Genomic DNA, 25219 nt, shown 5'->3' on the forward strand with positions numbered 1-25219 from the left:
TTTCCTCCCTCTCACTCTTAAATGTAAGATGGCTGTGAGTTGGTTGGCTCGTCACCCATACTGCCTAAAAGTGCCAGTCCAACTTCACGCGCTGAGATAACTGATTGTCTAACTGCTCCAGAATCCCCACTGATAAAGAGGATAGCTTCGTTTGAGTGGCTGGTACCACCATTTCCTGGAGAAGCATAGCCGACAACAGTAACGTTGGCAGCCTTAACAGCTGTATCCGCCATAACAACACCAATAGCTGCAGGTGCTCCGACAATCAAGCCAAAAGCACGGCCGTATTCAGCACCAAAGGCAGTCTGGCAAGCATAGCTAGCACGCGCAGTATATTGGAGTTCAATATGCCCTGCATCATTAGCATAAACATCGCCAAAGGTTCGATCCACTTCCTTCAAGGTTACTTCCACAGCTCGTCTGACATCTGATACATCTTCACCACCGAAGATAATCAAACTTCCGTGTCCAGCACCGCCCTTGGTATCACGAGGCAGTTCGATTTTAACAATTTCTGTATTGGTTGCTTTGACCGCTTCATCTGCGGCCATAATATGAGGACCCGCACCGGTACGAGCACCGACTACACCAATTGAGCGATAGCTCTTTTCTAGCTTCATAGCATCCAGCACCTGCTGGTCCACATTGGCAATGACAAGTCCAATTGTATCGCCTATCGGATTAACACCGACAAATTCTGTAATATTGCATTTGTTTTCCATAAGACAGCTCCTTTCGCTGACATATATTTTGAAGCGCTTACAATTTTAGGGAATAAGGAAATCAGATAAGAGGAGCACTGTAGACATACGCCTCTTTCTGATTCTATTTTTTTACTTTTTTTGGGTCAAAAGAATAGATTATTCTAAGGTTTTCTGTTAGAATGAATATGGTTGTTTTTTAAAAAGGAAAAAATTCTGCATTCTCAAAAAGAGCCTAACCAACTTTTTTAGGAATGCCAAGCTAAGCCTACAAGAAATATACTTGACAGGCCTTTCCCTTCAGAAATAACAATCGCAGAGACAGATAACAGATGATAAACTTTTCGCAGGGGTGCTCATCTTCTATCTGTTTTTTTATTTTCCATCATTACAGAATGGCAGGACAGCAGGCCGCTGTCCTGCCATTCTAGTAAATCTGATAGTTCAATCTTCCGACAAACTAGCCTTGCCAGTCAGCCGGATAGGTCACATAGATAAAGCGGGCCTTATCTCTGACAGAGAACTGAATATCGCTGCCTTTAGGGATAAAGAGTACTTCGCCAGGGCCAGCTGTCATGACTTCGTCACCAACGATAATATCAAGACGCCCTTCAATAACATAGTCCACTTCATCATAGTCCAGATGCCATGGGAAAGTTGTCTTTTCCATGGTCATCAGACCCAAGCCCAATCTTGGGCTTTCGTCTAAGGTCAGCAAGTCTCGTGTATAAACTTGATGGCTCGAATCACCTGTATCCAAGCGATCTTCTGGACGAACATCCAGACCAGGCAGGGCGATAGAAGCTACGCCTGCCTTGCTGACCTTCTTCCCACCATCTTTAGTGGCTAATTCTTCCAATAAAATCTTACGAACCAATGTTTCTAGGTCAGAACGATTAATATCTGCCATACTTCATACCTCCAAGTCTAAGCTTCCTTTTTCGTTAAGAAGAAAGCCAGTAATACCGCTGTGATACCGCCGACAAATTTACCAATCATCATCGGCACAATCATTTCCGGTTTTTGACCAGCTGTGAAGCCTAGGTGATCTCCGATAACGAAGGAAGCAGATACGGCAAAGGCTACGTTGATAATCTTACCGCGTTTGTCCATATCCTTCATCATCTGGAACATGGCAATGTTATTAGCCAGAGAAGCTACCAAACCAGCTGCACCAACTTCGTTCATTCCTAGGGATTTTCCGATAGCAGAAAGCGGTTTGTTAGCTACCTTGGTAAAGACAGCTACCAGACCAAAGGCTCCAGCCAAGGTCACGGCAATCGTTCCGACAACTTCAAAGGCTTCCTTCAGTGTCTCAGCACCTTTTGGATAGAGGCTGATGAGCCATTCATTACCAGTCAGGAGCTGAGCTGCACCAAAAGCCAAACCAAGCGTTGCCAAGATAACAATAATCTGACCAAACACTTCAAAACCTTTAATCATGGCATTAGGTGCCAAAAGCAATCCTATGAAAATCAGAGCAGATACAATGATAATCGGGATAAGATTGACAACCAAGGTTCCAAAAGGCAGACCTGGCACGAAAATTCCTCCGAGGAGACAGCCAATCGGAACAGTTACCAAACCATATAGGATTCCGCGAGCCAAAAGCGGACGGTCATCTTTTTCGATAATACCCAAGGCAACTGGAATCGTAAAGACAATGGTTGGCCCCATCATAGAGCCCAGTACAAAGGCAGCAAAATTTCCTACCGCTGGATCCTGAGCCAAACTGAGAGCCAGAGGAGCTCCTCCCATATCATTGGCAATGAAGGTTGTCGCAAAGATAGACGGGTCAGCTCCCACCAAGCCATACAAAGGCACGACAATTGGTTTCAAGACATCCGCCAAGAGGGGAGCGATTACCATAATCCCAGCCATAGAAAGAGCCAAAGCTCCCATAGCCATGATACCTTCTTCAAATTTTTCACTTAGTCCTAGTTTGCCACCGATACATTTATCCACTGCACCGATCAGCATGAATAGAACCATGATATAAATGATAATTTCATTGATACTCATAACATTACCTTAGTTTCTAATATTCTTCATCACTGTGATAGTCAACCTTGTCAATGATAGCCACAACGACCATATCCACAGGGATATTTGTCTTATTTAGGCTCATCCGAGCAGAACTGCCAGTGGTTACCATTACTTGGTCTCCTTCGCCTGCACCGATGCAGTCGGCCACAATAAGCAGAGCTGGGTCACTTTGATGTTCATTTAGCTGCCGTTCGACCACTAAAAATTTCAAACCATTTAAATTTTCGTCTTTTCTAGTCGCCCAAAGGCTTCCTTTTACTTTACCAACAAACATCTCTACCCACTCCTTTATTCTATGATTTCTATTTTTTGACGTTTTAGATAATCTCTCGCCAAGGCTGTCACAATCATTCCTTTTTCTATTTTAAAGCTTCCATTTTCAGGTAAACCCATTTCTCTCAGCTTTTTCTCTGTCAGCAAAACCGTCTTGCTCGGAGCCTTAGCCTTTTGGCTGACTTCTTCTGCCACCGTCCGTTTCACTTCCGGGCGAGGCTCTTCAGCTTGATTGCTTTCTAGGAGTGCCAAGAGTTGGCCTTCTTTATAAAATTGCAGACCATAGCGGACGAGCTTTTCGCGCTGTCCCTGCAGTTCCTGATACAAGTGCACTTTAGAAGATTGCTTGTACTGCTGAATAGCAAAGGCGCTGTCTGACACTAGAACTTTTTTGCCTTTCAAAAGACTCTTTAAAATGACTGCTTCCTCCACCGCCAAAGGGCAAAGGGATGAGAGTCTTAGAAAAGCATCAAAGCCAAGTGTCTCAACAACAACAATCTCTGCTGTGCAAGAATCTTTTATGACTTGAAAGCCTTCCCCTTCTAATAAGTCAGGAATCTTATCGCCTCCAATGACGTATACTGAGGGTTTCTGAGGCTTTTTCTTCAATTTTTCCATCAGGCGGTCTGTAATCAAATCTACTAAATGATCTAGATTTTCCATTCTTTACCTACCTTTTATTTGCTCATAGGACTTATTTTTTAATAATCCGTCCGCGTGTTCCTTTTTTGAAACCACAAGCATTGGCTTCATCGTAGTCAATATGCATATAGGTTGCAAATTTAGGACTAACCCGGATAACCACATCATCAAATATCAGCGGACGAGCTCCTTCTACTCTGACTTGTACAATCTCGTGATTTTTTACATTCAGACGTTCAGCATCTTCCGGTGTCATATGAACATGACGCTTAGCTACGATTAGGCCCTTATCCAGGCAAACTGCCTTGTCTCCATGAGCCAAGATGACACCCGGTGTTCCTTCGATATCACCACTTTCGCGAATGGGTGCCTTGGTGCCCAGCTGCAAACAGTCTGTCAGGGAAACTTCTACCTGAGAATGTTTGCGAACAGGTCCTAAAATGACCACATTGTGAAAAGCGCCTTTTGGACCGACAACTGTCAGCCTTTCTTGACTAGCGAACTGGCCTGGCTGTGATAGGTCTTTTGCTTTTGTTAATTGATAGTTGGGACCAAACAAGGCTTCCAAATCTTCCTGACTCAAATGGACATGACGTCCGCTCGCCTCTACCTCAAATGACCCCTGCAATTCTTCCTGAACTTTATCAATTACTTTATTTACCAAATTTTCTAAAGTCATTGCTGTTCTTCTTTCTCTTGTTATTAGCTTGCTATCAACCAGAGCAAGACTTCAATTGATTTTAATAATTGAGAAACCTTACAAGCAAATTGATCTCTGTCACCATCAGCAGCCTGCTCCAATTCTTTGCGCAGGAGGGTCGTTTCGATATATGTTTCATAGCAATTCAGCTGCCAAGTCGGCTCCTGATAACTCATCATAACCGTTTCTTGATCGAGCTGTCGACTGACCCGAATGGCCTGCAATTCTGCATTGCTAGGCAGGTCTGTCTGGTAATCAGAAATATCATCCAGAATATGATGGCCGACGATTTGTTCTACTATGTTCAATAGTTGGCCAACTTGCTCACACTTTTCATCCTGAAAAGCCTGATGCAATTCTCTCTGGTTCTTCAAAAAGCAAGTATAAAGTTTAGTCAGTCTAAATAGTCGTGGATACACAGCAGAGTCCTCAAGGTTTGTAATCGGCACCCTGATAGCATCAGCAGCTGAGGCTGTTTTCCCTTTGGTCTGACCTGAACAGATAATTCGAATATGGTGATCATTGAGAAAACCTCTGGCTGCTGGCGTCAGTTTTTCATCTTTGTTTAATTCAAAGACACCGTTATCAGCGAGAACGGATTCTCTATAAAGCTTTCTGATCTTAGCTTCTGTAAAAACTGACATGTATTCACATCCTTCTACTCCGTTGATACTCTGTGAAAATCAATCTGATACTCTTCGAAAATCAAGATTTTCGTTTACGTATAGAGCTACTGCCCATAAGCTTCATTTTCACTGAGTATTCTATTTGCCTCAGGGGCCTGTATAAGACCTAAACGCTATAATACAGGCCCCTTCAGCAAATATTTATCTGTCCCAGATTATTTGGGCAGAATAACTTCCACTTCAGCATGTGGACGTGGAATTACGTGAACTGAAATCAATTCACCAACATTTTCTGCTGCAGCTGCTCCAGCATCTGTCGCTGCTTTGACTGCGCCGACATCACCACGAACCATTACAGTTACCAAACCAGCACCGACTTGTTCTTTACCAATCAAAGTTACGTTAGCGGCTTTGACCATTGCATCAGCTGCTTCAATTGCGCCGACGAGTCCTTTTGTTTCTACCATTCCTAATGCATTTGCGTTTGCCATGTTTATTTCCTCCAATTATTTTCTTGTTTTTAATTTTATCCGAAAGTCTGTAATCTTATTCTTGATGAGGCAAGATTACTTCTACTTCTGCGTGTGGACGTGGGATTACATGAACTGAAATCAATTCACCAACGTTTTCAGCTGCAGCTGCTCCAGCATCTGTCGCTGCTTTGACTGCGCCTACATCACCACGAACCATTACAGTTACCAATCCAGCACCGACTTGTTCTTTACCAATCAAAGTTACGTTAGCGGCTTTAACCATTGCATCAGCTGCTTCGATTGCGCCGACGAGTCCTTTTGTTTCTACCATTCCTAATGCATTTGTGATTGCCATGATTGTATCCTCCAATTATAATGTTTAATATTGACTATTTTAGTTTTTCCAATACGCGTTGAACCAACAAGGTTACCAGTTCTTCTTCGTTTGATCCGTCAACAGCTACTGCTTTTGGTTCTTCCACTGCCATATTTTCTGCTTGTCGCAGGTCTGATAGTTCTGATGTACCGTAAGCTACACGACGGATATTGAAGAGATTGAGCGGGCTGACATTATCAGATGTCGCGCTGCCACCCACAGCTCCACAACCCAAAGTAAAGGCTGGGAAGAGACCAGTCGTTGCACCGACACCACCTAGAGCTGCTGGCGTATTAATCAGCAGACGAGATACTGGTTTTTTCAGTGCAAATTCACGAATAATTTCTTCGTTTTGACTGTGGATAGCAAGAGTGTGGCCTGCACCTTCATGATGCAAGATCTTAATACTCAGCTCACAAGCTTCCAACCAGTCCTTGACAGTGTAGAAGCCCAAGACCGGAGCCAGTTTTTCCATAGAATATGGATACTGCTTGCCGACCCCTGTTTCTTCTGCAATCAAGACCCGAGCATCTGCTGGAACTGAGATACCAGCTAACTCAGCAATCACTTGCGGTGTTTTACCAACCATCTTCGGATTCATCGCACCACTCGGCTGGATAATGAAGGAGCCTAGTTTCTTAGCATCTTCAGCTGGAACAAAGTAAGCACCTTGTTTCTTGAACTCTGCTACAACCTTTTCTTTCATATCTTCTTCGACGATGATGGACTGCTCAGATGCACAAATCACACCATTGTCAAAGGTTTTAGAATCCAAAATCTGACGAACTGCTTTTGGCACATCTGCTGTTCTTTCGATGAAGGCTGGACCATTACCAGGACCTACACCGATTGCTGGTGTACCAGATGAGTATGCTGCTTTGACCATAGCATTTCCACCAGTCGCCAAAATCAGATTTGTATCCTTGTGTCGCATCAACTCATTTGTAGCTGCGATGGATACCCGATGAATCGCACTGATGGCTCCATCCGGACATCCAGCTGACTTAGCAGCTTTCTTGATGATTTCCACTGTTTCCTCAATACACTTAAGAGCGTTTGGGTGAGGAGAGAAGACGATACTGTTTCCTGCCTTCAAAGCGATCAAAGCCTTATACATAACAGTTGAGGTCGGGTTGGTTGATGGAATCAAGCCAGCAATGACACCGACTGGAACCCCAACTTCCAAGACTTTCTTTTCCTTGTCTTCGCTGAGAACCCCAACCGTTTTCATATCCTTGATTTCTTCAAGAATACCTTTGGAAGCAAGAGCATTTTTCAATACCTTGTCTTCCCAGCGGCCAAAGCCAGTTTCCTGAGCCGCCATCTTCGCTAGGCGTTCACGCTCATCATAACAAGCTTTCGCTACTACTTTTACAATGGTATCAATTTGCTCTTGGCTCATTTTAGCAAGTTCTGCTTGGGCTTTCTTTGCATCCCGAATCAAATTCCTTACTTCCTGAATCGATACCAAATCTTTATCTTCTAAAAACATCCGCAATTACTCCTCTCCTATTGTTTCCATCAAAGTCTCAACGAGAAGTTTCTTGTTGGCAAATTTGATTTCTTTCTTGCTGAGACGGATACCTTCTTGATGATAGGCAAGGCTGCGTAGTTCGACGACTTTTAGTTTTTCCAGTTCTTCTCTGGTGTAGGTCCTTGTCTCTCCTTCAAGCTTCTCTGCTGGTTCAGCCTTAGTTTCCTTTACAGGCTGAGGCTTTTCTTCGATTTTTTCTGAAGGGATTGTTTCCGCCGTAGAAGCAATCTCTTTTTTAGCTGTTTTACTATTTCTCTTTGGTACAAAGAGAAGGTCTGTCTGATTATCCAGCCTAGAAATTACATGGCTGGCCAGATAGTAAGGTTTATCCTGTACCAACTCAACTGCCGCATCAACCGCTGAGCGGACTGCACTGACATCGCCTATCAATTGAACCGTGTTCAAACCAGCTTTGACCGTTTCAATATTAAGCAATGATACATTGGCAGCCTTCAAAGCCGCATCTGCCGCAACTACAGCACCTAGATAACCTTTTACTTCAATTAAACCTAGTGCTCTATCTGCCATTTAATCAACTCCTAATCAATAACTTTTAGGATCATTTGCTACTGCGATAACTGCATTCGCAAATGCGTCGCAGGCAGCTCGGCAGGCTGACTGTGATCCGACCAGAAGTCCGCCGGCAAAGTTGGTTTCACTCGGTGGTCCGTAGAAAGCTCCAACTTGCACGTCTGCCGCTTTCAAAGCCGCATCCAATGCCACCATTGCTTCACCTGGTGGAGCAATCAAGTAAGCAATTGCTGTTCCTTCTTCTGCATTAGCCCCCTCTGACAGGTAAGAACCTGCACGAGAGATACAATGTGCAAAATAAGGAATACTGTCATCATCATTGGCACTGTAGAAGCTAGCCCCATTTTCGATTTCATAGACTGCTACATCCAGACCGCTGCGAACTTCTTCTGGGTTTGGACCAGCCAAGATACCGATGACTTCACCAGCCAGCTTAGTCGAAGCGTTACCTGCACCAGCATACATACTGCGAGCATAGACTACTTCAACATCTGCTGCCTTGGTTGCTTCATCCAAGGCCACATAAGTGACATCATCACAGTCAGAAGTGATTATACCCAGGCTTCTGTGATGTGGTTTAAGCTCCAAAGAAGCTGCCAAACCTGCATCCACGTTTGAAATCAGAAGGGCACTTAATACATTTGCACCTAATCGATCATTTTTCAAAGCCACTACCTCCTATTATTTCAAATCAATTCCTGATTTCTTATTATCAAGAATCTTCTTAATTATTTCTGCTACATAGGCTCCAGCTTCAACGGCTGGTGTTCCGCCTTTATGAATATTGGAAACAACGGTCCGTTTCGCTTCTGGCATACCAACTGTTGGCTTGTAAGCCAGATAAGCACTCATAGACTCAGCTGTTACCAGACCTGGACGCTCACCGACTAGCATACAGATAACTTCTGCTCCAGTCAGCTCTGCGATTTGGTCCATAGCTGCAACCCGAGCATGCTTGATAAAGAGCACTTCGCCAAAGTCCAGTCCAAACATTTTCAGACCTTGCTTCAGAGCTGGCAGGAAGTCTTTGACGTTAGCCTCAATAGCTGATGAGCTAAGACCGTCACCAACGACAATCTGAACTTTGGCATTAGGTTTGCATTTTTCCTTGATAATAGCCTGCTGATCTTCTGGGAAGACCCGGCCAAAATCTGGACGTGTCAAGTATTCATCTTTAGTTGCTGCCTTAGTCTGTACAGGAATGAAGCCCATTTCCTTGATAAAGTCATCTGAGACATAGGAGAAGACCGCATCCTGAGCTGCCGCATGGTCTGCACGGAAACGCAAAACACTTTGTGTCTTGTAGCGATCGCCTGCCCGCCATAAGCCCAGACGTGCCGGAGTAAATTTCTTAATCTTCCGGTAGGCTTCTTCATTGATGGCATTAGGCACCAAGAACTGCTCCTGAATATCTACTTCCGTTATATCTGGAATGATGCCATCTTCAATCACTGAAGTGTCTTGTTTGACTTCTTCCTGCAGAGAAACTGTAGGTTCAGCTTCTTCCGAAACAGGAGGATTTTCAGCTTTATTTTGTTCAGTTGCTACCGTTTCTTTAGCAGCTGAGGCACCGCCCATCTCATTTAACAATGAGCGAATCATTTCTTTTAATTGCAATTCATCCACAATGATTTCCTCCTTGCTAATTTGATCTCATAAAGATGGAGCCGTCGCCGCCGATTTCTGTCAGGTGGCCATCTTCCATCAAGCCCATCTTTTCCATCCACTCTTCAAATTCCTTGATCGGACGTTTATTGAGAAGTGAACGCATGGTTGCTGTTTCATGGTAACCAGTTGTTTGATAGTTAAGCATGATATCGTCACCATGAGGAATCGCCATGATGTAGTTAACATTAGCTGCTCCGAGAAGAACCAAGAGATTTTCAGCATCGTTTTGGTCAGCTTTCATGTGGTTAGTGTAGCAGATATCACAACCCATTGAGATACCGGTCAGTTTGCCCATAAAGTGGTCTTCCAAACCAGCACGGATAACTTGCTTAGAATCATATAGATATTCAGGCCCGATGAATCCAACAACGGTATTTACCAAGAATGGATCGAAGCGTTTTGCGAAACCATAACAACGGGCTTCCATAGTCACCTGGTCTGCTCCATAGTGAGCGTCAGACGAAAGTTCAGAACCTTGACCTGTTTCAAAGTACATAACATTCGGTCCAGCAGCTGTTCCCACTTTCAGAGCTGTATCCCAAGCTTCCTGAATAATCTTAGCATTAAATCCAAAAGCTTCATTCCCTTTTTCAGATCCGGCGATAGACTGGAAGACCAATCCTGTCGGAGCACCTTGATTCATGGCTTCAACCTGAGTTGTAACGTGAGCCAGTACACAGTGCTGAGTTGGAATCTTGTACTCTTCAATGAAGTCGTTAAACTTATGCAAGACCCGCTTAACGCTTTCTACTGAATCGTCTACCGGGTTCAAGCCCAAGAGAGCATCCCCACATCCATAAGCAAAACCTTCCATAGTAGAAGCCATGATACCATCTGGATCGTCTGTGGTATGGTTAGGCTGAAGACGAGAGGAGAATGTTCCTGGCATACCAATCGTTGTATTAGCATGTTTGGTAATGATAATCTTATTGGCAGCGACAATCAAGTCCAAGTTGGTCATCAACTTAGCGACTGCTGCTACCATTTCAGAAGTCAACCCACGAGACAGCCACTGAATGTCTACGTTCTTAGTCTTGTTATCCAAGATCCATTCACGCAGCTCTTCTACTGTCCAATTCTTAATCTTTTCGTAAGTACGAAGATTGACATCATCAATGATAATCCGTGTTACCTCATCTTCTTCATAAGGAACTACTGGATTATTGAACAAATCAGATAATTTCAGCTGAGCTAGTACAACCTTAGCAGCAACGCGCTCTTCGGCAGATTCTGCTGCTACTCCCGCTAGCTGATCCCCTGATTTGTACTCATTGGCTTTGGCCAGCACTTCTTTTACGGATTTAAATTCGTAAAGCCGACCAAACAATTTTGTTTTCAAAATCATGGATTACTTCCTCCTTAGTGTAAATAAAAGTTTAATTAAACACCAATGTTTTCACGACAATTGGTAGGACCGATCCCTCAATGACTGGATTACCAATATCGATATAGTCGCCATTTTGAACATCCACTGAGTCAATGCAGACAAATGGATAATCCTTAGGCAACTGAGCAAAGAGACATTGACCTAGAACCTTGGCCATATCTTCTCTGACCACTACTAGCAGCGGAATTTTCTTTTCAATGCTTTCGCTCATTCCACTGACAATAGCCTCTGCGTATTCCAAAACCCGGGCGAAGCTTGGGCTTTTTTCTCCATTGATTGCCAAAGCCACCTGCTGGACTTCATTTTCCAGTGTGAACCAGGCTACCTTGTCCTTGATAATCTGCTGCAGCCCCTCCTTATCCTCATGCTCATCAGAAGCTGCCAGTTTGAGAACTGGAATGTTCTTAATAGGAAGGATATCGGAGATGTAGGTAATGGTACTGCCGCTGACATCGGTCGTATGGCTGCCGGCTCCAACAACGGTTGCCCGAATGGTCTCAGCTGACTGGATGACCTTCTTTTGTTCAAAAATCTTGGACTTTCTCAGCGCCCTGCCTAGCAGGATACCGATATCCCCATAGCGAAAATCATCCGCCGAGGTCGTTTCCAAGTATATTCCATCAGCTACACCACCAGAGAAAGATACGCAGTGGAGATCATAGTTCAACTTGAGACCGTGGTTGGTCTGTAGAAGCTCATAGTAAGGACTGTGATTGTCAATTCCTACAGACTGTTCTAATACGGAGACCATTTCTTGAATCAGCCGATCCAAATCAGCCCGATGGACCGTTTCACCAACTGCCAGCTGAAGTCCCTGCTCTGCAATGATCGTTTGCAGTTTTGGAGCAATATAGCTAATCCGCTGGGTCTGCGGATCGATTTTTATCAGCCGACCTCCGATATCAAAACATCCTGTATCAATCACATCTCCTTCTCGGAAGGCTGCCAGATTGGAAGTCCCCCCACCAATATCAATATTGACTACTGATGTATGATGCTCTTGAGAATATTGATGGCTGCAGGCCCCTTTACCAGCGATGATACTCTCAAGGTCTGGACCAGCAGTCGCAACAACAAAGTCCCCAGCGTAGCCACTCAGTGCTTGGAGCACCTGACTGGCATTTTCCTTGCGAGCTGTCTCACCAGTAATGATGACTGCTCCCATCTGAATATCTTTTTTCTGAATGCCTGCTTTTGCATACTCATTCAGAACAAAGTTTTTGATCTTATCTACCTCGATCAAAAGTTGATCCGAAATTGGTGTGAAGATAATTTCACTTTTATAAAGAACTTTTTTATCTGTAATATAGACACGAGGAATAGTAAACACAGAAGCAATATTCTCGATGGTAAGCTCTGACAAGATCAGCTGTGTAGTGGCTGTCCCGATATCGAGCCCCACACTCAAAATTTTATCTGACATACTAAAAACCTCCAAAAAAAGACGCTCAAAGCAATGCAAACAAACAGAGTTCATTTACATTCTTCAAGCGTCATTGCTTTTTTCGACTGACATCATTGTTAGTCTGGTAGTATTTATTTTTTAAAACGAATGGTCGTTGCCGTTCCCTCATGGTCTGAGCGGATAGACAAGGTTCCAAACAACTTTCCTTGGACAAAGCGTTCCACCAAGAGCAGGCCTAGATGATTTTCAAAGGTGTGCTCTTGATTGTAACCGCTACCATTATCCAGTACTTTTAAAGTTATTATATCATTTTTAAGTCCAACCTGCAAACGGATTTGCGGTTTTTCTGGATTTTTTTTGTCCTTAAAAGCATGTTCATAGCTATTCTGCAGTAATTCATTGACGATTAGCGCCAGTGAAGTGGCCCGGCTGCTATCGAGACAGAGTTCCGGTTCCAGACTATAGGTAAGGGTTATTTCCCTATGCCCGGAAAAACAACGCTGAACATTTTCGATAACTCTCTTCAGCAGATGCTCAATCTGAATGCTGTCATCCTGCTGAGAAGACAGGAGCTCGTGAGTCGCCGCTATGGAGAGCACACGATTCATACTATCATTAAGAGCTTTTTTGGTGTCTGCTCCTGGACTTTGCTGAGCCTGTAGTCGCAGCAAGGAAACAACGGTTTGCAAGTTATTCTTTACCCGATGGTTCATTTCACGAATGGTAGTTGTATGGGTTAAGAGCTGTGCTTCCTTTTCCTTGATGTCTGTAATATCCTTACAGATCATGACCACATTTTCACTCTCAGCCAGCAGATAGCGTTTGACCAAAAAGCAATAAGTGCCATAATGTACCTCAACTTGGTGAGGTTTTTCTTGAGGGGCTTGCGGTCCCAGTTGCTGGATTTCTTCAAAAGTCAGACTGTCTAAGACCAGATTGCTGTAGTGCATTCCCTCAATCGAGTCCATATAGCCCAGCTTATGGCGATAAGAATCGGCAGCTGCTTGATTGAAATACTTGAGATAGCCCTGCCGGTCAAAGACCAAACAAGCTTCGTCAATATGATCAAATAAAACAAACTGCTCTTGGGCTGAAATCTCAGGAGTGCTTCGCAACCCAAAACCGTCGTCCTCTTTATCCAAAGAAAAGTGGTCCGGTAAAGTCTGAGGAGCATTTTTTTCGATAATCAGCGTTCCGATGACGCGCTCTTCTCTCACTATCGGAAAGACCGTCTGGTGGATGGCTAAGCCCTCCTGCGATCTGGCCGAAAGCCCAATCGAGGGAGCGCCCGTCTCCAAGGTCCGGATAACACCTGGCTCATTTTCCAGATAAGCCATAGCACCTACGACCGAGTTTTCGTACAAGCTGAGCTTGCTTTCCGGTTTTTTGTGAAAGATGACAATGGCATGTTCCGAAAAGATATTCTTTACGTCAATGAAGACATCTTCATTAGCATAAGCTGAGTTTTTCAATAATTCGTCAGCCTGTTGGACAAGATGCTCGATATCAGCCTCATCCAAATTTGTCTGTTCCTGACAAAGCTGCTTTATCTTATCTTTATACATCATTACACATCATCTTGGAGCACCAGCAATTTGGCAATCTCAATCATCGGCACTCTCTTTTGCATACTAATTGTCCGAATGCGCCTGAAAGCTTCTGGCTCTGACAAATGATCACGAGCCATCAGCAAGCCTTTAGCCTTTTCAATCACAATCCGATCGTCTATTTTTTTAGACAGCTTGACCATTTCATTGGACATCTGCTGCAACTGACGGCCCTTCTCAATGCAGACCTCTACCATTGGAATCAAGGACTTGGCATCCAAAGGTTTAACCAAGTAAGCGCTAATCCCATTGGTTTTAGCTTTTTGAACATAGTGTTCATCACTGTAGGCTGACAGTAGAATCACACTGTAGGCTAAAGCATCTTCGAGTATCTTCTTACCCGCTGTCAGGCCATCCAGAAGCGGAAGCTTGATGTCCATCATGACCAAGTCACAACGATATTTCTGACACAAATCAATAGCCTCAAAGCCATCGGATGCCTCAGCCACCACTTCATAATCAGCTTCTTCTAATATATTTCGGATATCTAATCTTACAATTGGATCATCATCAACAATTAGTATTCTGCCTTTCATACTTCCCCTCGACAGTTTGATTTTTTATGTCCGCGTTACGACAGTGCTGGAGAAGCCCAAAATCTCTTCCAGACCTTGTAAAACGGCAATGAGAGCTGCCTCAACAGAAGAAACGTCACCTGTCATCACGACAGAGCCGCTGAAACGATCCACAAAACCAACTTGAACATCCGCAGCCTTGGTCGCAATATCAACCGCAATGATAGCCGCTTCACTCGGAGTGATCGTCAAGATTCCAATCGCATCCTTGATTTCTGCCTGCAATCCCAATTTTTCAAAAATGACTTCATCAGGATTAGCGATAAGGTGCGCCAAGGTCACTTGTTTCCCAGGAACGTATTCCTGTATCATTCTTTGTTTTTCTTCCAATTTAGTAAACCTTCTTCATGATTTTAAACCTTCAGAAGTGTACTGCACGCTCTTAATCATTATACAATAATTTTGGCATAACAGCAATTCAGAGGATTAAAACGCTTTCTCTAATACTTTAAGCAGTTCTTCTGCCGTAGGGACGCGAGGGTTAGTCGGAGTACAGCCATCATGCAGAGCAGCTTCTGAAATTTCTACCTTGTACTGAGCAAAAGCATCTGCTTTCACACCATATTCTCTGAGAGAAGTTGGCATCTCCAACTTTCTCTGCAGCTTCTTGATAGCTTCAACCAGCTGTCTCACTCCTGACACAGGGCTTGAAGCACTGCATCCCAGTAGTTTGGCAATATCCTGATAGCGACTTGCTACAGTCTTGTCTGTCGCCTGCCGGTTCCGATTGTTGAATTCGATACCAGCATTATATTGAATGACATGGGGCATTAAAATACTGTTTAAACGACCATGAGGTACATGGAACTTAGCTCCTGCCGCATGTGCCAGACTGTGATTGATACCCAAAGAAGCTGTGTTAAAGGCCATACCAGCCAGAGTGGATGCTGCATGCATCTTTTCACGCGCTTCTACATCCTGACCATTTTTGTAGGCTTTAGGCAGGTATTCAAAGACCAGCTTGATTGCCTTTTCAGCCAAGGCATCAGAGAAGTCCGTAGCCTTGGTCGATACATAAGCTTCAATGGCATGGGTCAGTACATCCATTCCAGTGTCAGCCGTGATGTTACCAGGAAGTGACAGAACCAAATCCGCATCTAAGATTGCAACATCCGGAAGGATTTCTTTGGTCACTAAAGGATATTTGGTACCTCTCTCTGCATCCGTGATGACAGAAAAGGACGTTACTTCAGATCCAGTTCCGCTTGTCGTCGGAATGGCGATGAGAATGGCCTCTGAGAAGGCACCCTGTTTCTTGGCAAAATAATACATAGCCTTGGAAGCATCAATGGCAGAGCCGCCGCCAATAGAAAGCACAATGCTGATTGGCTTGTCTCCTGCACTCTTGATACCAGCCACAACCGTTTCGATTGGCGGATCAGGCATAATGTCTGTGAAAACAACAATGTCATTGCTGTCATCAAAGTTGGCTAAAATGGCATCCAACGTGCCAGATGTCTTCAAAAAAGGATCGGCAACGACTAGAATATGCTCGTTTTTATAATGGCTTAATTGCTGCAGAGCGCCCTTGCCCACATGCAATTCAGTCTTATAGGAAATCTTATACATCTTTTCTCCTTTCTGTTGTATCTATTTTTAAACAAAAAGAAACTATATGAAAATAAGACTGCTCCCCTACACACGTCACAGCATTTTCATATAGCTTCATTGCTTATTTATCTTCAGTACCCCTTTGTACTATATTGAATTATAACACAAAAGCGCTTTCAAGGCAATAAAAAAGTCATTAATATAAGAAGTTTTTAGTGCCGCATCTCCTTACAAAGCCAAGCTTATTTGAAGAATTAAATTTTTATTAAAATTTAGTTCATTTTCCTTGTAATTCCCTGTGAAAGGTGTTACAATCTAGTTACTAGGAAATTGATTTTAGTACTTTTAAGGATATGGAAGTCTGGTGCAAATCCAGCGCGGTCCCGCCACTGTGATAAGCTTTTCAGCTTTAAGTCAGGTCTTTATTCTTAAATTTTAGTAGATTTCATGCCTCGATGTAAGGTAGTGATGTCAGTTTGGAACAAACATTTTAGCTTAGTTTCCATTATTGACTCTACGTTTAAGTACGTTAATTTTCTAAAGATGAGGTTTCACTTGTCTTTCTGCAAAGGAGCAGAGTCAATAATTGGAAAGCTAGTGCTAATCAACGAAGCTTAGCATGAAGATACGATGATGTATAGGCGGCTTTCTTTTTTAGAATATCAAAATAAGTTCTGTCCTTCCAAGACTCAGTAGGAGTCAATTGGGAAAGACAGAACTTTTTCTGTTTCTTTTTGTCACTGGCGTTTGCTTGCCCAACGCTCAACATCTGCCTTGGTGATATTGTGGAAGACCTTAGCACCTCTTTCATAGGCGATGTCTTCTTGGTTTTTAGTAAAGTTGATTACTCGAGCCAAGGCAAAGAAATAATCTGATAGACGATTGACAAAAATCAGGACATTATTGTTAATTTCCGTAGTCCACATGGCCCCTACGATATGACGCTCTGCCCGTCTTGCAATGGTCCGAGCCACATGAATCATGGAAGCAATCTCGTCACCGCCTGGCAGGATAAACCTTTCCAGAGCCGGTGGAATTTCTGCGTAGGTATCAATCCTCTCCTCAATCCAGTCAATCAGCTGCTGATCGACCTTATAAGGGTAAACTCCCTTAGGAGTAGAGAGGTCTGAACCACAGTCAAAGAGATAATGCTGTAGCTGGAGCAGCTCATCTCTCAGCTTATCATCCTTGTCCAGCTTGGTAATAGTATAACCAATCCAAGAGTTAAGCTCATCAATGGTTCCGTAAGCATTAACTCGTTCTGCATCCTTGGCGACACTTTGACCGCCAACTAGCTTGGTCAAGCCCTTGTCACCTGTTTTTGTATAGAGTTGCATATTTTTCCTCCTTTAAGTCACATTTTTGCGAATATCAACATAATCTTCTTCTTTCAAACTGCCTTCTGCAAAGGTTGGCATATGCTCCATGGTATAGACAGCATTTTCCAGCAGAAAGAAAGCCAAAGGACAGCCTGAGCCTTCACCCAGTCGCATGTCCAGCAAAAGCATGGGCTCAAGTCCTAGAAAGTCACTGACCAGTCTGTAAGCAGGCTCCGTCGAAGCATGGGAAGCAAAGCTATAGTCCAAGACATGAGGGGTCAGCTGATGGGCAATCAAAAGCCCCGTCAGAGAGATAAGACCGTCCACTACACATGGCAGCTGATAGTGGGCACAAGCGAGATGAGTGCCTGCCATAGACAGCATATCTAGCCCACCAAGCTTAGCGGTCAGATCCAGAATATCTCCATAAGGAGCGTGACGATCCAAACACTGCTGGATAACGGCAGTTTTATGAGTCTTCATATCCTGAGTCAGACCAGCTCCATAGCCTGTGACGTCTTCTGCTTTAAGACCGAGAACTGCCGCAATGACAGCAGCTGAGGTCGTGGTGTTGCCAATCCCCATTTCTCCAGTTCCAAAGAGACGATAGCCATCTTTGATCAAGGCCTCTGTCTTCTTGTAGCCGACTAGAATTGCCGCTATAGCCTGCTCGCGAGTCATGGCTGGCTCCTCTAGCATATTGCGCGTCCCATGACAAACCTTATCCTCATTCTCCTCAAAGATATCTTTCTTGCAGCCAATGTCTACCAGGCAGATGTCTGAACCTGCATGTTTGGAAATAGCGCACAGGCCTGACTTCCCCGCTAGAATATTACGAGCAACAGTATAGGTCGTTTCCTGAGGATTGGCTGAAACGCCTTCAGCCACGATGCCATTATCCGCTACGTAGACGAGGACAATCTTCTTCTCCAAATCAATGGGACCAGAAAACATGGCATGCAAGCGAGCATAGATAGTCTCGAGCTTTCCCAAGGAACCTGGCGGCTTTCCTAGCTGATCACAATAGCGCTGGCCTTCTTGAAGTTTGTCTCTGTCTATCGGAAGAATCTGCTCAATAATTTTTTCTAATTCTTTCAAACTAGTCTGTCTCCTCCCTGACCGGCTGCACCCCTTCAAAAATAATCCTGCTCAAGGTCCGAGTCTGATAATAAGCCCCACAGGCTGAGCGAGCTAGTTCAGCCTCTAACTGAGGCAAGACTTCTAGCTGTTCCCCGCTCAGCAACAGACCAACCAATGTACCACTATGGGCAACATTGAGGCCTAAACACTGGTATTCTTTTATTAAAGCCAGCAATTCTTTCAGGTAGGGCTTGGGCAGCCGTTTGTTATTCAACAAAGCACTATAGCTAGCCAAATGGCCAAGTTTTTCCAGACTCTTCTCCTGACAAGCTTCCTGAAAGAGAGGAAGCAAGCGTTTGGACTCCTCAGCTGGATAGCTAGGACTGTCCTTCATCCGAACCAAGTCAAGAGTAGTCACCATCTCCACAGGCTCCAAGATATAGACATAGAGCTCCGGTCGCCAGTCTGTCTGCCAAACCACCTGACCAGTCAGGGGATCAATGACCGTCCAGTTCGCAAAAGCCACCGAGTCAGTAGGCTCAATCTTGGCACAGAGACGCGTCAAATCCACTGCTTTTAGAAGCTGCTTCTGCCCCAGAGAGGCCGCCTGCAGGCAGCTAATCATATCAGCTGTGCTGCTAGAATAGCCCTTGCTGATAGGCAGGTCTGACTCCTGAACAAAAGAGAAAGCATTGGACTCAGGCAGGAGCTCCAAAGCTCGCCTTACCTTTTCACCTTGGGCTTGTCTTGCGAGAGACGAAGCCCCGTCCAATCTCACTCGACTGCGCTTCTCAATCCCATAGGAGAGCAGGACCTCCTGCTCTCCTACTAAACCTTGAAATAATTCACCGCAGGAACCTGGACAGGACACGATTCCCTTAGTCATAAGGAGCCTCTTTCGCCAAGACCTCTGTCAGGCAAGCCAGAAGATGTTCATTTTCCTGATGGCTGCGGATGGCTATACGGTAATGCCGGTCTGTCAGATCATGATAATTTTGACAGGAACGGATAAAAATCTTTCTCTGCCGAAGCTCCTGACGCAGGTCCAGCCGACCTAGATACTCAAAGAAGATATAGTTGACACTAGGCGTGACCGGCCGAATCTGTGAAAATGCAGTCAGTCTTTGAAAAAGGAAGTCTCTTTCTACTCGAAGCCACTCCTTGGTAGCTTGCTGATAGGTCTGGTCCGCCAAAAGGACAGGCAGGGCGTGATCCGCCATGGCATTGACCGACCAAGGAGCGCGGCTCCCCTCTATTTCATCAAAGCAAGTTGGATGACAGCTGAGAGCATAGCCCAATCTCAGACCAGGAATGGCATAAAACTTAGTCAGAGACCGCACCACTACTGCATTTGGATAGGCAGCCAGACGTGAAACGAAGCTAAAAGCCTCCTCATCGTCCAGAAAGTCCATAAAAGCCTCATCCAGTATCAAAAAGATTTGCCGCTCCTGCAGCTTCTCAGCCAGCTTTTCTAGATCAGTACGCCGAATCAAGGTACCCGTCGGATTATTAGGATTGCAGATGAGTACAGCGTCCCCTGCAGTCAGTAAATCCAAGGCTGGCATCATATCAGCTAGATTCCACTCATAGGATGGAGAAGGTAGGCTAAAGCGCTCCACCTTGGTCTGCACTTGCAAGAAGGCTTTTTCATATTCCATGAAAGTAGGGCTCAGAGTCAGGACCGTTTTTGGACGCAGGAAGCGGGCCAGCTCATAAAAGACTTCTACCGCACCATTTGCCAGCAGGACATTGTTCTTTTCTAGGCCATGATGATGTGCCAAAAGCTCTCTAGAGCGGCTGTAGCTGATGTCTGGATAATGAACCAGCCAATCAATGGACTCGGTCAGACAAGCCCTCAGCCGCGGAGAAATCCCCAAAGGGTTGATATTGGCACTGAAATCCAGACAGTCTTCTAGAGAAAAACCAAATTCCTCAGCCAAAGCTGCCGCATTTCCACCGTGCTCTACTTTCATAAATAGACATTCCTTCCTCGTTTCCTTGTTAAAATCTAGTATACCATATTCGGCTTTTCATCCCTAGTCTGACTCCAGATAAGCCTGAAGACTATCAATCCCTTCGTTTTCCGTCGCAGATATTTCAAAAATTTCCTTGGCTCCAGCCGCTTTCAGCTGCCGCCGTGCTTTTTCAATCTGCTCTTCCTTATCAGCCATATCAATCTTGGTGACAATGCCAATCACTTCTTTATTGAAGAGGGAAGAAAAGCCTTGAGGAAAGGTCTGCATCTGATTGGAAGCCGCCACCAAGAGACCAATCACATCAGCCTCCGTTGCAGTCACGTTCAGAGCATTATAATACTTACGATGCTGGAGAAATTCTCCGGGCGTATCAATGATGGCATCATAGAACTCAATAGCCTGAGTCTTAAAGTAGCTTAGCTCCAAGCCTTTCAGTCGCTGAGTCAGAGTTGTCTTACCCACTCCGACCGGACCGACAAACATGATTTTTTTCATATCTTGCATCCATTCCTCTCTATGACAGGGAACTGCCTGCTATCTGCTTAGCTGGGCTTCCTTACTATCTAGTTTGATAGTTTCCCTGCCGTTGAGCAGTACACCTTTATTTTCATCGCGGCCTTGCAGATAGTAAAGGGCATCTTCCTGGCCGTAAGTTTCAATTGCCTTAGTTTGCAAAAGACCGATTCCCTTGCTAGGGTCTCTCAAAAGATTGAAGATGATACCCATTTGCAGTTTAGGGAAGTCCGTGAGCATAGCATAGTCACCATTACTGTCGCCGGCAATCAGGATTGGTTCTTGATTGTCATGATTGACAGCAATCAGCTTCTTGATGGTCTCTGTCTTGCCCTCACCCTGAGTCTGAGCATAGTTGGTATCGTATTCCGGCTGAATCACACCCTTATCATCCTTTTTCAGGCGCATAGCAGTAACATTTTCTTTAGGAATATTGTAGCCATACTTAGAATTGCTAGCATAAGGGATAATCACATCGATATAAGACGCTGAGCAGATATAGACATCAATGCCGTTAGCCATCAGAGTCTTGTAGAGATTTTGCATTTCCTTGACTGAACGAACACCGCGCTTGAAGGTCACAGTAATTTGGCCTGACTCACCTTTCAAGCTTTCTGGACTTTCCCAAGTTTCAGAAGTCAGCTTGTCTTGAAGAGCTTGGTCAATAGACTTTTCAGATAGAGCTTGAACTTCTTCAGAAGTCATACCTGCATAGAGGTAGGTCACCCATGGATAGCTGATGTCAGAGCTGAAGGTGTCACCAATCGCTTCGTAAAGATAGCGGAGTTTAGCAGCAAAATCTTGGTATTCATCAGTCTTTTTGACTTCTTCCAGAGACTTGTCTCCTTGCATTCCCTTATAGCTATTGTAAATAGCCGTATAGTCAGAGAGCAGGTCGGCCGCAATCTTGTCAATGTTCACTGGTTCACCATCTTTATTATGGAAATCTTCAACAAAATCGTCGCTCGGTATATTGGTCCGTACTGCTTGGTCAAATTCTTCCGGCGTCATTTTAAAGGCCAGATTTTCAATTTGATAGGTAAAGGTTGCTTCGCCAATGTCGTTAATAACGGTCGTATTGTCCCAGTCAAAGACGGCATAAGGTTTTTTATTTTTATCGTAGGTAGAGCTGGTGTTCCCATTCTCCTTGATGAGCTTGGTCAGGCGGGCATAAAGCTTGTCTTCCCAGACGCCCTTATCCAAAGTCTTAGCCTTGTCCTTATCTGTTGTCTCTGTCTTAGCCGAGGATGACTCAGTCGTCGTCTTATTATTCCCCGCTTGACAAGCTCCCAGAAGCAAAGCCAAACTACAAAGCAGCACAATTCCTTTTGTCCGCATAGAAACAATCCTCCATAAAAAATAATAGTGCGCAAAAAAATGGCATAGAAAACCCCTTTGATTCTGAAACACTCGCTTCATTGCGATCAAATCAGGCTTCCTTGCCATTTTCTATACTGTTATTATATTATAAACTATCTGGCAGACTTTGTCAATGAAGCGCTTTCAGATTTGTAAAAAAATAAAGGCAGAGAAAAATTATTTCTCTACCTTACTGATTAAAATGCATATACTCTAATCTTCTCAATCAATGTGTTAGAGGAAACCTAACGTATTCAAGACTAGACAGACAATCCCCTTTAATTCTACCATTTTTCGGGCACTTGATTTCTCCAGCCTGTGAAAACTTGTGCATAGCCCAATAGATACAAGGGCGTCAATGCGATGCTCAAACCTACCAAGGCAATAATCATATAGAGTCCTGACAGCATAAACAAGCGAGTGATGACTGCTACTGCAGCTGACAAGCAGCACAGGACGATGGCGTGAATCTGCAAAATATTGATCTTTTGTTTCTGTTCAAAATATCTCAATTTTGAAACGATAACTATCTGATAGAGCAAATTAATCAACTGATAAGACAAGCTGAGTATGATAAAAATCATAAAAAATGCTAAGTGGTTCTCACCAAAAAAGATGGAGCCCCAAAAAAGCAATTCAAAATGAAGAAATAGGTAAGAGCTGGTCGGAATGAGCTGCAAGACTTTGGTATCAAAAAACTTTTGGAAGAGTAAAAAGGCCAGGAACAAAATAAGCGCGTGAATGATAGTAAAATTCATGACTATCATGCTCAGATGATGCATCTCACCGCGTAAGAAAATAGAAACGATAAATACCAGTGAGATAAAAAATAACTCAATTAAACCAGCCTTATAAAAATCTAAGTTTCTAATTGGATTACAATCCGTAACAAGAACATTCAAAAATTCATAATATCTCTTTTTCATTTTGTAAACTCCCATTGTTTAACTTTATAAAATTTCCCCTAAACTTTGCGAAATTTTCTATAAAAAAATTCCACATTTCATTATATCATACAGTATATAGGCTAAGGAAGTCTTATAAAACTATAGGTATAGTTCTATAGGATAATTCCCTTTCTCAATCATTCGCCAAGTTGGCATTTTTCCGCTATAATAGTAAGGATGAACATCAAAGAAGAAATTATTAACTTAGCAAAAGACATTGGGATTTCTAAGATTGGCTTTACGACAGCGGATGATTTTGACTATCTGGAGAAGTCGCTGCGCTTGGCTGTAGAAGAAGGACGAAATTCTGGATTTGAGCATAAAAACATCGAGGAGCGGATCAAGCCCAAGCTCAGTCTAGCCTCGGCCAAGACCATTATCTCTATCGCAGTCGCCTACCCCCACAAGCTCAAGCAGCAACCTCAGAAAACGGCCTACAAGCGAGGGAAATTCACCCCTAATAGCTGGGGGCTGGACTACCACTATGTCCTGCAGGACAAGCTGGACCGGCTTGCCAAGGGAATCGAAGAGCTGACCGCTGATTTTGAATACAAGGGCATGGTGGACACGGGCGCCTTGGTCGATACCGCCGTAGCCCAAAGAGCAGGAATCGGCTTTATCGGCAAGAACGGCTTGGTCATCTCCAAGGAATTTGGCTCCTATATGTTTTTGGGAGAGCTAATCACCAATCTGGACATTGAGCCTGATCAGCCTGTCAACTACGGCTGCGGAGACTGCAACCGCTGCGTGACAGCCTGTCCTACTTCCTGCCTGATTGGCGATGGCAGCATGGATGCCAAGCGTTGTCTATCCTTTCAGACTCAGGACAAGGGCGTCATGGATCTGGAATTTCGCAAGAAGATTAAGACTGTCATCTATGGCTGTGATATCTGCCAAATCTGCTGTCCTTATAATAAAGGCTTGGACAATCCGCTCGCAACAGAGATTGACCCCGACCTTTCTCATCCAGAGCTCCTGCCTTTCTTGGAGCTTTCCAACGGTCAGTTTAAGGAGAAATTCGGTCATGTAGCCGGCAGCTGGCGGGGGAAAAACATCCTGCAGCGCAATGCCATTATCGCTCTCGCAAATGCAAATGATCGCTCTGCTATTCCTAAAATGCTAGAAATTATCGACAAGGGGCAAAATCCCATTCATGTCGCTACAGCTATCTGGGCTCTGAGTCAGCTGGTGCGTGAGGTCCATCCAGAAATGATAGAACTGGTCATGGACATCAAAAATCCAACACCGCAAATCCAAGAAGAGCAAGGTCGTTTTCTAGAGAAATTTGGCCTAGAAGAAAAACTTGTGATAGAAAACTAAACCGCTGAGATTCTTCAAATCTCAGCGGTTTCTTTATTTTTCTTCTTGTTTTCGGATTTCTTTGATAATGGAGCCCATCTTGACTGACTCGTCGCTGAAATAGCGGTAAAGCCGTCCATCACCATCTCCCATGTAGCTGATAGGGGAAAAGCGGTCGCTGCGGAAAGCATCATTCTCATCAATCAACTCCTCATCTACCACGCGCCGAGTGACACGGGCGATGACATTGGTCAAGGCACCGCATTCGACCATATCCAGCACCTGACACTCAATGGATACAGGGCATTGGTCTACCAGCGGAGCATCCACAGTCTCGCCGATTGTGTAGCTAAGACCTGTCAGGGCAAACTTGTCCTTGCGGCTGTTGAAGCCAGCAATTTCAGACTCTCTGGTTAAATCCTTCTCAGGGACATTGACTGTGAATTGCTGGTGCTTGGTAATCTCTGTAATGGCATTTCCCTTGGTACGCATGGCAATAACCATCATACTGCCCAAGGAATAAACCGAGCTTGAAGTCGAAATATTATAACCGTGCACATCGTCCTTATAGCCTAAAAAGAAGACTGGAAAGCCGAAGTAAAGTTTTCTTGTTTCAAAAGTACGTTTCATA

General features: G+C 44.2%; 28 protein-coding genes and 1 riboswitch. Of the genes, 1 reads left to right on the forward strand and 27 read right to left on the reverse strand.

Annotated elements, in window-relative coordinates; genetic code table 11:
* Positions 1-17 precede the first annotated feature (17 nt).
* From pduB to O3627_RS04835, 26 genes are all read right to left on the reverse strand, one after another.
* On the reverse strand, positions 18-749 hold the full coding sequence (gene pduB / locus O3627_RS04710) for a propanediol utilization microcompartment protein PduB (protein ID WP_260425614.1): 732 nt from the start codon (positions 747-749) through the stop codon (positions 18-20).
* Positions 750-1161: 412 nt separating this feature from the next.
* Positions 1162-1611: a cupin domain-containing protein gene (locus tag O3627_RS04715; RefSeq protein WP_002898196.1), complete on the reverse strand. Its 450-nt coding sequence runs from the start codon at positions 1609-1611 to the stop codon at positions 1162-1164.
* Between the two features lie 17 nt (positions 1612-1628).
* Positions 1629-2723 (reverse strand): ethanolamine utilization protein EutH, encoded by a 1095-nt coding sequence (locus O3627_RS04720; protein WP_002896353.1) that lies wholly within the window; start codon positions 2721-2723, stop codon positions 1629-1631.
* Between the two features lie 16 nt (positions 2724-2739).
* On the reverse strand, positions 2740-3021 hold the full coding sequence (locus O3627_RS04725) for a EutN/CcmL family microcompartment protein (protein WP_002896356.1): 282 nt from the start codon (positions 3019-3021) through the stop codon (positions 2740-2742).
* A gap of 14 nt (positions 3022-3035) precedes the next feature.
* Complete coding sequence (locus tag O3627_RS04730; RefSeq protein WP_125381950.1) at positions 3036-3683, reverse strand: ethanolamine utilization protein; 648 nt, start codon at positions 3681-3683, stop codon at positions 3036-3038.
* 31 nt (positions 3684-3714) lie between these two features.
* Complete coding sequence (eutD, locus tag O3627_RS04735) at positions 3715-4341, reverse strand: ethanolamine utilization phosphate acetyltransferase EutD (RefSeq protein ID WP_002896361.1); 627 nt, start codon at positions 4339-4341, stop codon at positions 3715-3717.
* A 23-nt stretch (positions 4342-4364) separates the two neighbouring features.
* Positions 4365-5006, reverse strand: a complete 642-nt coding sequence (locus tag O3627_RS04740; RefSeq protein WP_002901058.1) for a hypothetical protein — start codon at positions 5004-5006, stop codon at positions 4365-4367.
* Between the two features lie 197 nt (positions 5007-5203).
* Positions 5204-5479 carry a propanediol utilization microcompartment protein PduA gene (gene pduA, locus O3627_RS04745; protein WP_002896373.1) on the reverse strand — a complete coding sequence of 92 codons (276 nt, stop codon included), beginning with the start codon at positions 5477-5479 and terminating at the stop codon, positions 5204-5206.
* 55 nt (positions 5480-5534) lie between these two features.
* Positions 5535-5816, reverse strand: coding sequence for a propanediol utilization microcompartment protein PduA (pduA, locus tag O3627_RS04750; protein ID WP_002915825.1), 282 nt, complete (start codon positions 5814-5816; stop codon positions 5535-5537).
* 34 nt (positions 5817-5850) lie between these two features.
* Positions 5851-7329 carry an acetaldehyde dehydrogenase (acetylating) gene (locus O3627_RS04755; RefSeq protein ID WP_002901059.1) on the reverse strand — a complete coding sequence of 493 codons (1479 nt, stop codon included), beginning with the start codon at positions 7327-7329 and terminating at the stop codon, positions 5851-5853.
* A gap of 6 nt (positions 7330-7335) precedes the next feature.
* A complete protein-coding gene (locus tag O3627_RS04760) occupies positions 7336-7899 on the reverse strand; it encodes a BMC domain-containing protein (protein WP_002910480.1) in 564 nt (187 codons plus the stop codon).
* Positions 7900-7914: 15 nt separating this feature from the next.
* Entirely contained in the window at positions 7915-8568 is a 654-nt protein-coding gene (eutL, locus tag O3627_RS04765; RefSeq protein ID WP_009659835.1) for an ethanolamine utilization microcompartment protein EutL, read from the reverse strand.
* 15 nt (positions 8569-8583) lie between these two features.
* Complete coding sequence (gene eutC, locus O3627_RS04770) at positions 8584-9528, reverse strand: ethanolamine ammonia-lyase subunit EutC (protein WP_125381952.1); 945 nt, start codon at positions 9526-9528, stop codon at positions 8584-8586.
* A 16-nt stretch (positions 9529-9544) separates the two neighbouring features.
* Positions 9545-10915, reverse strand: a complete 1371-nt coding sequence (locus tag O3627_RS04775) for an ethanolamine ammonia-lyase subunit EutB (RefSeq protein ID WP_125381953.1) — start codon at positions 10913-10915, stop codon at positions 9545-9547.
* Positions 10916-10946: 31 nt separating this feature from the next.
* Positions 10947-12380, reverse strand: a complete 1434-nt coding sequence (gene eutA, locus O3627_RS04780; RefSeq protein ID WP_002896385.1) for an ethanolamine ammonia-lyase reactivating factor EutA — start codon at positions 12378-12380, stop codon at positions 10947-10949.
* Positions 12381-12493: 113 nt separating this feature from the next.
* Positions 12494-13930 (reverse strand): sensor histidine kinase, encoded by a 1437-nt coding sequence (locus O3627_RS04785; protein ID WP_125381955.1) that lies wholly within the window; start codon positions 13928-13930, stop codon positions 12494-12496.
* Positions 13930-14505: an ANTAR domain-containing response regulator gene (locus O3627_RS04790; RefSeq protein WP_125381956.1), complete on the reverse strand. Its 576-nt coding sequence runs from the start codon at positions 14503-14505 to the stop codon at positions 13930-13932. Before O3627_RS04790 ends, O3627_RS04785 begins: the two co-directional genes overlap by 1 nt.
* A 24-nt stretch (positions 14506-14529) precedes the next feature.
* Positions 14530-14874: a BMC domain-containing protein gene (locus tag O3627_RS04795; RefSeq protein ID WP_002898216.1), complete on the reverse strand. Its 345-nt coding sequence runs from the start codon at positions 14872-14874 to the stop codon at positions 14530-14532.
* Positions 14875-14970: 96 nt separating this feature from the next.
* Positions 14971-16113, reverse strand: coding sequence for a 1-propanol dehydrogenase PduQ (locus O3627_RS04800; RefSeq protein WP_002907143.1), 1143 nt, complete (start codon positions 16111-16113; stop codon positions 14971-14973).
* A 310-nt stretch (positions 16114-16423) separates the two neighbouring features.
* Positions 16424-16572: riboswitch (adenosylcobalamin (AdoCbl) riboswitch) on the forward strand.
* A gap of 260 nt (positions 16573-16832) precedes the next feature.
* Complete coding sequence (locus O3627_RS04805) at positions 16833-17432, reverse strand: cob(I)yrinic acid a,c-diamide adenosyltransferase (RefSeq protein ID WP_002896396.1); 600 nt, start codon at positions 17430-17432, stop codon at positions 16833-16835.
* 12 nt (positions 17433-17444) lie between these two features.
* On the reverse strand, positions 17445-18512 hold the full coding sequence (cobT, locus tag O3627_RS04810; protein ID WP_002907144.1) for a nicotinate-nucleotide--dimethylbenzimidazole phosphoribosyltransferase: 1068 nt from the start codon (positions 18510-18512) through the stop codon (positions 17445-17447).
* Between the two features lies 1 nt (position 18513).
* Positions 18514-19380 (reverse strand): hypothetical protein, encoded by an 867-nt coding sequence (locus O3627_RS04815; RefSeq protein WP_002907145.1) that lies wholly within the window; start codon positions 19378-19380, stop codon positions 18514-18516.
* Positions 19373-20467: a threonine-phosphate decarboxylase CobD gene (cobD, locus tag O3627_RS04820; protein ID WP_002907146.1), complete on the reverse strand. Its 1095-nt coding sequence runs from the start codon at positions 20465-20467 to the stop codon at positions 19373-19375. The genes O3627_RS04815 and cobD overlap by 8 nt, the downstream gene beginning before the upstream one ends.
* 63 nt (positions 20468-20530) lie before the next feature.
* On the reverse strand, positions 20531-20965 hold the full coding sequence (locus O3627_RS04825; protein WP_080556523.1) for a EutP/PduV family microcompartment system protein: 435 nt from the start codon (positions 20963-20965) through the stop codon (positions 20531-20533).
* A gap of 39 nt (positions 20966-21004) precedes the next feature.
* A complete protein-coding gene (locus O3627_RS04830; RefSeq protein WP_032916053.1) occupies positions 21005-22321 on the reverse strand; it encodes a phosphoserine phosphatase in 1317 nt (438 codons plus the stop codon).
* 305 nt (positions 22322-22626) lie between these two features.
* Entirely contained in the window at positions 22627-23283 is a 657-nt protein-coding gene (locus tag O3627_RS04835; RefSeq protein ID WP_343092011.1) for a lantibiotic ABC transporter permease, read from the reverse strand.
* Positions 23284-23466: 183 nt separating this feature from the next.
* On the opposite strand from O3627_RS04835, the gene queG reads away from it, so the two are divergent.
* Positions 23467-24609, forward strand: a complete 1143-nt coding sequence (gene queG, locus O3627_RS04840) for a tRNA epoxyqueuosine(34) reductase QueG (protein ID WP_371621300.1) — start codon at positions 23467-23469, stop codon at positions 24607-24609.
* Between the two features lie 33 nt (positions 24610-24642).
* Here queG and O3627_RS04845 read toward each other — a convergent pair whose 3' ends face one another.
* Positions 24643-25218 (reverse strand): flavin reductase family protein, encoded by a 576-nt coding sequence (locus O3627_RS04845; protein WP_002898228.1) that lies wholly within the window; start codon positions 25216-25218, stop codon positions 24643-24645.
* Between the last annotated feature and the right edge of the window lies 1 nt (position 25219).

Source organism: Streptococcus sp. 27098_8_82, assembly GCF_041431615.1.
GTDB classification, from domain to species: Bacteria; Bacillota; Bacilli; order Lactobacillales; family Streptococcaceae; genus Streptococcus; species Streptococcus sanguinis_K.

Coding starts and splice junctions, on each gene's coding strand:
- O3627_RS04715 (WP_002898196.1), bottom strand. CDS start 1,611: ATGGCAGATATTAATCGTTCTGACCTAGAAACATTGGTTCGTAAGATT.
- O3627_RS04720 (WP_002896353.1), bottom strand. CDS start 2,723: ATGAGTATCAATGAAATTATCATTTATATCATGGTTCTATTCATGCTG.
- O3627_RS04725 (WP_002896356.1), bottom strand. CDS start 3,021: ATGTTTGTTGGTAAAGTAAAAGGAAGCCTTTGGGCGACTAGAAAAGAC.
- O3627_RS04730 (WP_125381950.1), bottom strand. CDS start 3,683: ATGGAAAATCTAGATCATTTAGTAGATTTGATTACAGACCGCCTGATG.
- eutD (WP_002896361.1), bottom strand. CDS start 4,341: ATGACTTTAGAAAATTTGGTAAATAAAGTAATTGATAAAGTTCAGGAA.
- O3627_RS04740 (WP_002901058.1), bottom strand. CDS start 5,006: ATGTCAGTTTTTACAGAAGCTAAGATCAGAAAGCTTTATAGAGAATCC.
- pduA (WP_002896373.1), bottom strand. CDS start 5,479: ATGGCAAACGCAAATGCATTAGGAATGGTAGAAACAAAAGGACTCGTC.
- pduA (WP_002915825.1), bottom strand. CDS start 5,816: ATGGCAATCACAAATGCATTAGGAATGGTAGAAACAAAAGGACTCGTC.
- O3627_RS04755 (WP_002901059.1), bottom strand. CDS start 7,329: ATGTTTTTAGAAGATAAAGATTTGGTATCGATTCAGGAAGTAAGGAAT.
- O3627_RS04760 (WP_002910480.1), bottom strand. CDS start 7,899: ATGGCAGATAGAGCACTAGGTTTAATTGAAGTAAAAGGTTATCTAGGT.
- O3627_RS04775 (WP_125381953.1), bottom strand. CDS start 10,915: ATGATTTTGAAAACAAAATTGTTTGGTCGGCTTTACGAATTTAAATCC.
- eutA (WP_002896385.1), bottom strand. CDS start 12,380: ATGTCAGATAAAATTTTGAGTGTGGGGCTCGATATCGGGACAGCCACT.
- O3627_RS04785 (WP_125381955.1), bottom strand. CDS start 13,930: ATGATGTATAAAGATAAGATAAAGCAGCTTTGTCAGGAACAGACAAAT.
- O3627_RS04790 (WP_125381956.1), bottom strand. CDS start 14,505: ATGAAAGGCAGAATACTAATTGTTGATGATGATCCAATTGTAAGATTA.
- O3627_RS04800 (WP_002907143.1), bottom strand. CDS start 16,113: ATGTATAAGATTTCCTATAAGACTGAATTGCATGTGGGCAAGGGCGCT.
- O3627_RS04805 (WP_002896396.1), bottom strand. CDS start 17,432: ATGCAACTCTATACAAAAACAGGTGACAAGGGCTTGACCAAGCTAGTT.
- O3627_RS04815 (WP_002907145.1), bottom strand. CDS start 19,380: ATGACTAAGGGAATCGTGTCCTGTCCAGGTTCCTGCGGTGAATTATTT.
- cobD (WP_002907146.1), bottom strand. CDS start 20,467: ATGAAAGTAGAGCACGGTGGAAATGCGGCAGCTTTGGCTGAGGAATTT.
- O3627_RS04825 (WP_080556523.1), bottom strand. CDS start 20,965: ATGAAAAAAATCATGTTTGTCGGTCCGGTCGGAGTGGGTAAGACAACT.
- O3627_RS04830 (WP_032916053.1), bottom strand. CDS start 22,321: ATGCGGACAAAAGGAATTGTGCTGCTTTGTAGTTTGGCTTTGCTTCTG.
- O3627_RS04835 (WP_343092011.1), bottom strand. CDS start 23,283: ATGGGAGTTTACAAAATGAAAAAGAGATATTATGAATTTTTGAATGTT.
- queG (WP_371621300.1), top strand. CDS start 23,467: ATGAACATCAAAGAAGAAATTATTAACTTAGCAAAAGACATTGGGATT.
- O3627_RS04845 (WP_002898228.1), bottom strand. CDS start 25,218: ATGAAACGTACTTTTGAAACAAGAAAACTTTACTTCGGCTTTCCAGTC.